We start from the raw sequence: 5,934 nt of genomic DNA, 5'->3' as shown, positions 1-5,934 counted from the left end.
CCCGGTCTCATTTCGAACCCGGAAGTTAAGCCCCCCAGCGATCCCGGTTGTACTGCCCTCCGAGAGGGGGCGGGAAGCCGGGGACGCCGCCGGCCACTATCCCACATATAATTTCTGTAGAGCTTTCATCAGTTCGCTATATTTTCCAAAATTCAATACTTCATTTTCAATTGGCACTATAACTTCCATATTATCCACTCCATGGGAAGCTAGAACTGGAGAAATGACTTCTCTGGAAATGTCATTACCATAAGCCCAGGGGCTAAAGGCCGGGAGAACTATTAAATCTTCACTCTTAAGAAAGACAGGTACTTTAATAATGGCTCCAACTTCATCCCTCAGTCTTATTGAAGGATGCTCATGTCCTATAATGGCCCTGTTGAAGTCAAAAGGTTTATGTCCATGAGCTATCTTCCATTTCCCCAGCTCAAACTCCTCAACTACCTCAACTCCAAACTTCTCTTTAATCCACCCTAAACCCGTGTCATGATTTCCAAGTACAATGACGAGATCAACGAGGGGAGTTAGCTCTCTTAAAAACTCTGATACTTCTAGAAATTCCCTTTTTAGGGGAATGAAAGAATGCTTTAGATCTCCAGCCACAATTAAGCTCTTTGGTTTTTCTCTTGCAATTATTTCCTTTATTTTTGATATAATCTCTCTAAGAAGGCTCGGTATGAAATCTCCCTTCTGAACCATCACTTCCTCATACCCCAAGTGAACGTCAGAAATAATCAAGTTCCTTCCAAGAAGTAGAGCACGTTCTGGCAACAATTTGACTCTCATATCTCTTCCCTGAGAACAATTGCTGGCGGGCCGGGGGGGATTTGAACCCCCGACCTGCGGATTAAGAGTCCGCCGCTCTAACCAGGCTAAGCTACCGGCCCACTAGTCCCGAGTTCAGATGAGAAGATGCGAGTTTATAAGTTTTTCGCTAAAGTAGGTGAGGAAACCGTTAAATTATTAACCATGACTTATCCCAAAACCATGTGATATGAGCGAGATAAAAAACGTGATCACTGTAGAAAAGCTTGAAAAGTATTTCAAAATAACAAGAGAAGCTTTAGAAAAACTAGAAATTGCTGTTGATGAAAGGAGTCACCTATATGTAGTGGCAAAAGACTTTTTAACGATGGCCAAAAGCTATTTCCAAGATGCCGAATACTACTACAAAAAGGGGGATTATGTAACTGCATTCGCCGCTTTGAATTACGCCCATGGGTTTATAGATGCTGGAGTGAGACTGGGTGTTTTTAGAGGAGAGGACAACAGGCTATTTGCATTTGGGTGAGGTGGGGGAGATGGGAGATTACATAGTGGTGTTAGAAGCACCAATTGTTGTGAAGGATGTTGAGAGTGTTGAAGAGGCAATAGAAAAGGCTGTGAATAAAGTCGTGAGCGCTTTGGAGAGAGAAAAGCTAGATTTTGTAAGGGTGGAGTTAGGCTATTCCCAATGCCCCGTTTGTGGAGCCCACTTCGAGAGTGCGTTTGTTGTGGGCAATGTAGGGCTTGTGGGAATATATCTGACTCTCAAGGTGTTCAATGCGCAAAGCCTTGAGCATGCAGAGAGAATAGCCAAGGCTGTTGTTGGTAAGGCCTTAAAGAAAGTTCCCTTAAAGTTATTTGAAATTAAAGAGCTCCACAACGGAAGGGAGGGAGGAGGAATAACCTTTGAAGAAGAGTATCAAGGGTAAATTGCATTTCTAACTTTCTCAAATATTTCGTCAGGGATTGCAATTACTGGATAATACACTGGAACAATGAAAAGTTCTGCATCTCTCCTGATTATCTCTTCTATCTCTCTGTCAATTACTTCTTTTCTAATTCCTCTAATGACTCCTTTTGCCCCAAAATGTCTAATGATATCGTTAATACTTTCGAAATTTTTTACAACAGTGAATCTTACCTTAGCTCCGTAGCTGTACTTTTTGAGATTTCTCCAAAGGGTTCTCACAAGATCTTCATCGCCTTGGCCTTCTACATAAACGGGAATAACTTCGACTCCCCTCTTCATCATTAAGAATATCGCCACTCCGGCCTCAATACTATCCAAAATTCCCACCATCTTACCCTGGGTTCCTATAGGCAAACCTCCCCATCCATAGATTTTTTCGGTGTAGATGTATGCCTTCCCCTCCATTAGTTCAATTCCCACCTCAATGTCATAATTGGTCAAATCTACCTCTCCATCTTCAGATTCCAAAATAAATTCACCAACCTTTGCCTGAAGTTCAATACTATTTAGTGGAAACTCCTTTGTTATTCGCCTAGCAGTGACTCTAAATTTAGGCTTCTCAATTCCAAGCTCTCTCTTTTTCTTTCTAAATAACTTTAGAGCTGTTTTGTTAATCTTATCCAGAGAAGCTTCAACCTCCATAGCTGGTGAAATGGATACTATTCCAAAAACCCTGGGAAGAACTTCTTTTGCTTTCTCAACCTCGTTTAGCCTAACAATAACCCTCCCATGCTTCGAGAATACTTCTTTGTATTCAATTCCCTCACTTACTAGGGCCTCACTAATGTTGTTCACAAGTATTCTCTCAAACCATTTTCTAGTTTGCCTTGATTTTGTTCCCATCTCCCCATATCGAACTATAATAGAGTTCATGGAAGACCATATGGGAAGTGGAATAAATACTTTTCTCACCAAATGATTTAAAAAGGTAAAAGAATTTAATAACAAATGGTGAAGAAAAAATGTTGGAAGGATATTACATTATTGAAAACCCAGGAGTAGTGCCCTCGGAAAGAAGGTTTAGAATGAAAGACCTAAAGGCTTGGGGATATGATTTACACCTCGGAACAATTGAAGGAGAAAGAGCATATTTTGTTTCTAGAACAGGAGAAAGAGAAGAGGGTGAAACATACTCACTGCAAGGAAAAACTTATCATATTGAAAAAACAGAAAAAGAAATTCCTGAAAATGCAAGATTGCTTGCAAGGATTGTAATTGAAAGAGGACAACCTTATTTAGAGTTCTGGCTGGAAGAAGAAGATACAGTATATCCACTAGCAAAGGAAGACCCAAGAATAATCTTAAAGAGATTATGGGAAAAGGAAAAGCTAAACCAACTTTTAAAACATGTGAGGGCCGTAGGACTTACAACGGACTTTTACAAGGATACTGTCTTCATAAAGTCCATACCCCTGCCATACGAGGAATACCCACCCAAAGTGAGGAGGGTTCTCAGAGAAGTAAGAGATATCCACAGAGATATCATGGGGTTTGGAAGATTTGTATTCCAGTACTTTGGAGAAGAAAATAAAACTCACAACTATCGCCTTCACTGGACGCTTCCTACTCTTCACCTGTTTGATGTAGAAATTGCCAACGAAATTGACAAGGTCCTTGGGATGCTTGACTAAAACTTAAAACAGAAAAAAACAGTAAATATCCATAAGGTGACTGCCATGCCACTTTTTCAATTTAGGGGTGGGAAAGATAAAATCAAGAAACTCCTTGAAGAGGGAAAGTTTGAAGAAGTACTAGAAAAGGCAAAGTCTGACAAGAAAACACTTAATCATATAATTGAACTCCTTGATGACAAAAACCCTGGAATAGTGGGGGATGCCCTTTTAATTTTGACATCAGTTTATAAAGAAAACCCGAACATAAATATTGACGAAAAATTAGTGAAGAAGGTTCTCAGCTTCATTCTGCATACTAATCAGTACATAAAGGAAAATGCCATGACATTTGCTATGGCAATAGCAGAAAACATGGGAGAGCAGTTCAAGGAAATTTTCAGAGAGGAAATCTCAAGACTATTAAGAGAGGGAGGAAAGCAAGAAATAGCCTTTGCCCTCCTATTAATTCAGAAGCTTAAGCTTTCGGAATTTAGAGGGGATGTAGAAAAACTGGTTAGCGTAGAGGACAAGGTAATTCTACCCTTTGAGGGCTTGAAGTGGGTAAAAGTTGGAGATATAGCAAAGAACGTGCTAGATCATCTCTGAGAACAACAAATCTTCTTTTTTCCCTCCTGCTTTTTCAAAGACTTTAATGCTCCAGTCTACTCTTCCTACGTCTTCAGGTCTATGAGCATCACTAGCAAAAACAAGTTTTATTCCTCTTTTTATACACATTTTTACAAACTCTAAGTCAGGAACCCTATACCTTGAGCTTATCTCAAAAGCTTTCCCATATTCCTCTGCCACGTCTAAAACTTCTTTAATTTGTTCTTCAGTAGGGTAGCCTATCCAAGGAAAAACATTGCCAAAATGGCCAATTATTGTTACATTTTCGTCCATAAGAGCCAACTTTATCCTTTCAATGTACCTGTATACTTCCCCCTCTCCAAACCAATCATGAACACTTGCAATAACGTAGTCTAAATGCTTAGCAAAGTCTTCAGTTACATCAGGTCCATTTTCAGTAATGTTTGCCTCAATTCCCACAAGAACTGGTATTTCCGCCTCCCTCCCTATGGAGCGCACTTCGTTAACATATTTAAGGAACTTTGAGGGAGTAAAGAAGTGAATATGATCAGATATTCCAAGAAGTCTTAACCCCCTAATTTCAGCCATGTTTACATTATCAATTACACTCCCGATTCCATCTGAATAAATTGTGTGAGTGTGTAAGTCCATCATCACATGCCGGATAGGGGTAAAAGTTTAAAACCGCTACGGTTAAGCGGTAACTGGATAAAAAGGGAGGTGAGGAAAAATGGGGAAGATCAGGCAAGGTTTCATTAAGAGGGTAGCTAGAGAGCTAGTTAACAAGTATCCAAATGAATTCACAACTGATTTTGAGCACAACAAGAAGAAAGTTCAGGAATTAACTAACGTAACAAGCAAAAAGATAAGAAACAGGATAGCAGGTTACGTCACAAAGCTGGTAAGAATGAAAATGGAAGGAAAGATACTTTAGAGGGTCTTTAAGTATTCTGCGTAGGCTTTTGCATCCATTAACTCTTTAAGCTCTTCTTCTAAGTTCTTTGGCTTAATCTTGGCTATCCAAGCTTCATAGGGATCTTCATTTATTTTCTCTGGACTATCTGCAAGTTCTTCATTCACTTCTATTACTTCCCCACTTACGGGAGCATAGACTTCACTAACGGCTTTAACGCTCTCAACTTCACAAAGGACATCTCCCTTCTCTACGACCTTTCCCACTTCGGGAAGTTCAACATAGGCCAGGTCTCCTAACTCTTTTTGAGCATAGTCAGTTATACCAACTAAAACAGTTCCGTCTTCTAAGACCTGAACCCATTCATGCTCCTTTGTATAGTACAAACCTTCCTTAATTTTGTATTCTCCAACTTCAATCATGGAAACCACCACTTTTAATCTCATTAAATACCCTTTAAAATCATTGTCTCCCAAAAATTGAACATGAAGGTGTTATGGATCAAAGAGATAAATGCCAAAGACATCAAAGTGTCACCAAGACCTGTTTGGAAATGCAGAACATGTCCAATGTATGGAAAGAGACCGAGTTGCCCCCCACATGTTCCTGAGTGGAAGGAGGGGAAAGCACTAGTTTCGAGCTATGAGAAAGCGTTATTAGTTAAGTTTGAAATTGATACAGAACACTTTGAAAACGAAAAGAGAGAAGTTCTTAGATGGCTGTTAAATAAGGAAAAAGAACTGTTTAGGGAGGGATACTACTATGCCCTGGCTTTATTTCCTGGGAATTGTAACCTTTGCGAAGAATGCTCATTTGAGAAGAGCAGAGTATGTGTAGCCCCCCATCTTGTTAGACCGAGCATCGATGCGATAGGTATTGAACTTACTTCAATTACAGATATCAATTTCAACGAAAGGGTACTATACGGGTTGATTCTCATGTACTAATGGTATTCCTGATTAATTTTATAAATTTAATTTATGCTCTGATACTGTCAGGATAACTGGGGCATCACCTCTTGAAGCCACTCAGTCACATCACCAGGCGGACAACCAAACCGAGAATGAAACCTAACAAAATTATAC

Annotated in this window: 10 protein-coding genes, 1 tRNA gene, 1 rRNA gene and 1 pseudogene; 7 read left to right on the top strand and 6 right to left on the bottom strand. The window is 39.8% G+C overall.

The genetic code is table 11. The annotated features are described in order from the left end of the window. Window positions 1-95 (top strand): 5S ribosomal RNA (rrf, locus tag PWP39_RS09575); the annotation flags it as partial. A 1-nt stretch (window position 96) separates the two neighbouring features. Here rrf and PWP39_RS09570 read toward each other — a convergent pair. Next, on the bottom strand, window positions 97-786 hold the full coding sequence (locus PWP39_RS09570) for a metallophosphoesterase (protein WP_011012631.1): 690 nt from the start codon (window positions 784-786) through the stop codon (window positions 97-99). A gap of 23 nt (window positions 787-809) precedes the next feature. Next, window positions 810-887: transfer RNA gene (locus PWP39_RS09565), tRNA-Lys, on the bottom strand. A gap of 107 nt (window positions 888-994) precedes the next feature. Between PWP39_RS09565 and PWP39_RS09560 the strand changes: the two genes are divergently transcribed. After that, complete coding sequence (locus PWP39_RS09560; RefSeq protein ID WP_011012632.1) at window positions 995-1,291, top strand: DUF357 domain-containing protein; 297 nt, start codon at window positions 995-997, stop codon at window positions 1,289-1,291. Between the two features lie 10 nt (window positions 1,292-1,301). After that, on the top strand, window positions 1,302-1,694 hold the full coding sequence (locus PWP39_RS09555; protein ID WP_011012633.1) for a DUF555 domain-containing protein: 393 nt from the start codon (window positions 1,302-1,304) through the stop codon (window positions 1,692-1,694). Here PWP39_RS09555 and PWP39_RS09550 read toward each other — a convergent pair. Further along, entirely contained in the window at window positions 1,685-2,608 is a 924-nt protein-coding gene (locus tag PWP39_RS09550) for a tRNA 4-thiouridine(8) synthase ThiI (protein WP_011012634.1), read from the bottom strand. The genes PWP39_RS09555 and PWP39_RS09550 overlap by 10 nt on opposite strands. A gap of 89 nt (window positions 2,609-2,697) precedes the next feature. Here PWP39_RS09550 and PWP39_RS09545 point away from each other — a divergent pair, with 89 nt between their 5' ends. Both PWP39_RS09545 and PWP39_RS09540 read left to right on the top strand, forming a co-directional pair. Next, window positions 2,698-3,366: a TIGR00703 family protein gene (locus PWP39_RS09545; RefSeq protein WP_011012635.1), complete on the top strand. Its 669-nt coding sequence runs from the start codon at window positions 2,698-2,700 to the stop codon at window positions 3,364-3,366. 45 nt (window positions 3,367-3,411) lie between these two features. Beyond that, entirely contained in the window at window positions 3,412-3,954 is a 543-nt protein-coding gene (locus PWP39_RS09540; protein ID WP_011012636.1) for a hypothetical protein, read from the top strand. On the opposite strand, the gene PWP39_RS09535 is transcribed toward PWP39_RS09540, so the two are convergent. Beyond that, window positions 3,940-4,587, bottom strand: coding sequence for a PHP domain-containing protein (locus PWP39_RS09535; protein ID WP_011012637.1), 648 nt, complete (start codon window positions 4,585-4,587; stop codon window positions 3,940-3,942). The genes PWP39_RS09540 and PWP39_RS09535 overlap by 15 nt on opposite strands. A gap of 79 nt (window positions 4,588-4,666) precedes the next feature. On the opposite strand from PWP39_RS09535, the gene PWP39_RS09530 reads away from it, so the two are divergent. After that, window positions 4,667-4,870, top strand: coding sequence for a 30S ribosomal protein S17e (locus PWP39_RS09530; RefSeq protein ID WP_011012638.1), 204 nt, complete (start codon window positions 4,667-4,669; stop codon window positions 4,868-4,870). Here the strand turns inward: PWP39_RS09530 and gcvH are convergent. Next, window positions 4,867-5,271, bottom strand: coding sequence for a glycine cleavage system protein GcvH (gene gcvH, locus PWP39_RS09525; protein WP_011012639.1), 405 nt, complete (start codon window positions 5,269-5,271; stop codon window positions 4,867-4,869). The genes PWP39_RS09530 and gcvH overlap by 4 nt on opposite strands. A 63-nt stretch (window positions 5,272-5,334) precedes the next feature. Here gcvH and PWP39_RS09520 point away from each other — a divergent pair, with 63 nt between their 5' ends. Beyond that, window positions 5,335-5,796, top strand: a complete 462-nt coding sequence (locus tag PWP39_RS09520) for a DUF2284 domain-containing protein (protein WP_011012640.1) — start codon at window positions 5,335-5,337, stop codon at window positions 5,794-5,796. Window positions 5,797-5,843: 47 nt separating this feature from the next. Here PWP39_RS09520 and PWP39_RS09515 read toward each other — a convergent pair. Next, a pseudogene (locus PWP39_RS09515) lies at window positions 5,844-5,934 on the bottom strand (IS6 family transposase); the annotation flags it as partial.

This window comes from Pyrococcus sp., from assembly GCF_030153625.1.
Lineage (GTDB): Archaea > Methanobacteriota_B > Thermococci > Thermococcales > Thermococcaceae > Pyrococcus > Pyrococcus furiosus.
This window is presented reverse-complemented; position numbering and strand designations above follow the sequence as displayed.

Excerpts from the sequence above, each read along its gene's own strand:
- PWP39_RS09570 (WP_011012631.1), bottom strand. The coding sequence starts at position 786 with ATGAGAGTCAAATTGTTGCCAGAACGTGCTCTACTTCTTGGAAGGAAC.
- PWP39_RS09520 (WP_011012640.1), top strand. The coding sequence starts at position 5,335 with ATGAAGGTGTTATGGATCAAAGAGATAAATGCCAAAGACATCAAAGTG.
- PWP39_RS09540 (WP_011012636.1), top strand. The coding sequence starts at position 3,412 with ATGCCACTTTTTCAATTTAGGGGTGGGAAAGATAAAATCAAGAAACTC.
- gcvH (WP_011012639.1), bottom strand. The coding sequence starts at position 5,271 with ATGATTGAAGTTGGAGAATACAAAATTAAGGAAGGTTTGTACTATACA.
- PWP39_RS09550 (WP_011012634.1), bottom strand. The coding sequence starts at position 2,608 with ATGAACTCTATTATAGTTCGATATGGGGAGATGGGAACAAAATCAAGG.
- PWP39_RS09560 (WP_011012632.1), top strand. The coding sequence starts at position 995 with ATGAGCGAGATAAAAAACGTGATCACTGTAGAAAAGCTTGAAAAGTAT.
- PWP39_RS09545 (WP_011012635.1), top strand. The coding sequence starts at position 2,698 with ATGTTGGAAGGATATTACATTATTGAAAACCCAGGAGTAGTGCCCTCG.
- PWP39_RS09530 (WP_011012638.1), top strand. The coding sequence starts at position 4,667 with ATGGGGAAGATCAGGCAAGGTTTCATTAAGAGGGTAGCTAGAGAGCTA.
- PWP39_RS09555 (WP_011012633.1), top strand. The coding sequence starts at position 1,302 with ATGGGAGATTACATAGTGGTGTTAGAAGCACCAATTGTTGTGAAGGAT.
- PWP39_RS09535 (WP_011012637.1), bottom strand. The coding sequence starts at position 4,587 with ATGGACTTACACACTCACACAATTTATTCAGATGGAATCGGGAGTGTA.